This window comes from Actinosynnema sp. (assembly GCF_052038725.1).
Genome location: NZ_JBQGCX010000015.1, coordinates 1 through 1,513 on the forward strand (window position 1 = coordinate 1; position 1,513 = coordinate 1,513).

Here is a 1,513-nt window from a genome sequence, read left to right on the forward strand (position 1 = left end):
ACCCCGGCGCCCCGGCGGCGCGCGCCCCCGCGCCGGGGACCGGCCCCGCCACCTGCGGTTTCGTGACCTCGTCTCGTGTTCCACCGTGCTCCCGGCCGCTCCCCCGGCCGGGGGCACGGACACGCTCACCGGGGTCACCGCATCGGGTATTCGCACCCGCACGGGTGGAAGCGGGTTCCGCCGGCGTGCCCGGCGCTGAGGGGGACGGGGATGCTTCAGACATCCGCTCAACCAGCCCGTCCACCCCAGGACCAGGCACGGGAGGCCCCTCGTGTTCCCCAGATCGACCAGCGCCGCTGTGCTCGGCGCCCTCGTGCTCGCCATGACCGCGGTCCCCCAGGCCACCGCCGCGCCGGGCACCGCGAGACCGCGCAGCAGCGGCGAGTTCACCCTGACCCTGTCCGGCGCGGACCAGACCTGGTCCCGCGCGATCCGGCTGCGCTGCCCGGCCGACGAGACGAACTCCTACCACCCGATGGGCGCGTCCGCGTGCGCCGACCTCGACTCGGTCCGGGGCGACATGAACAAGCTCAAGCGCGTCAGCGAGCTGTGCAGGCCGACGTACGGGCGGCTGGTCGCGACGATCACCGGGCTGTACGACGAGACCTACGTCGAGTGGAGCAAGGCGTTCCGCGACGAGTGCGTGCTGCACAAGACCACGCGCTCGATCTTCGACTTCTGACCGGCCGCACCGGGCCCGAGAGCCTCCGGTCCCCGCCGCACCACCCGATCAGGCGCCCCCGCGCCGCCGGGACAGCGCGTGCGCGCCGACCCCCAGCAGGAGCAGCCCGAACCCGCCCGCGACCAGCGCCCCCACCGACCGCCCCGTCCCGGCCCGCCCGACGCCGTCGGCCATCGCCGGGGGGACCGGCGGGGGAGCCGCAGTGGTGGTCGGCGCTGGTGTGGTCGTCGTTGTCGTCCCCGCCGGGGCGAGCGCCGTGACCGTCGTCGTGGCGGTGTCGTTGGCCGCGTTGTCGTCCACGTTCCCGTTGTACCGGCGCACCCGCGCGCTCGGGCTCACCGGTCCGGCCCGCTCCGCCGTCGCGGTGATCCGCACCGGCGGGAGCGCCGCGCCCGCCGCCACCGGCTCCTGCGTCCCGCACACCACGTCCCGCCCGACCACCGGGCACGTCCACCCGCCCGCCACCGGACCGATCGCCAGCCCCTCGGGCACCGTCACGGTCACCTGCGCGCCCGGCACCGGCACGCTTCCCGCGTTGCCCACCACGGCGGTCAGCTCGGCCTGCCCGCCCACGACCGGCTCCGGCGCGTCCACCGAGAGCGCGACCGCCAGGTCCTCGACCCGCTGGAACAGCCCGGCGTCCACGGTCAGGTCCTGGGTGATCCCGCTGTCCACGATCTCCACCACCATCGGCTCGCTCAACCCGGTGACCGGGTCGAACACCGAGTCCACGCCGCGCGTGCCCGCGTTCGGCCTCGTGAACACCTTGTACGAGGGCGGCACCACCCGGACCCGGTACGTCCCCTCCTCGACGCCGACGAAGTAGTACTC

The 1,513-nt window shown here is 75.1% G+C and carries 2 protein-coding genes; one reads left to right on the forward strand and one right to left on the reverse strand.

The features are described 5' to 3' along the window. Positions 1-271: 271 nt before the first annotated feature. Positions 272-682 carry an SSI family serine proteinase inhibitor gene (locus ACTUAL_RS00260; protein ID WP_157767772.1) on the forward strand — a complete coding sequence of 137 codons (411 nt, stop codon included), beginning with the start codon at positions 272-274 and terminating at the stop codon, positions 680-682. A gap of 48 nt (positions 683-730) precedes the next feature. On the opposite strand, the gene ACTUAL_RS00265 is transcribed toward ACTUAL_RS00260, so the two are convergent. Beyond that, positions 731-1,513: hypothetical protein (locus ACTUAL_RS00265; protein WP_440898840.1), on the reverse strand; the 783-nt coding region annotated here is incomplete at its 5' end.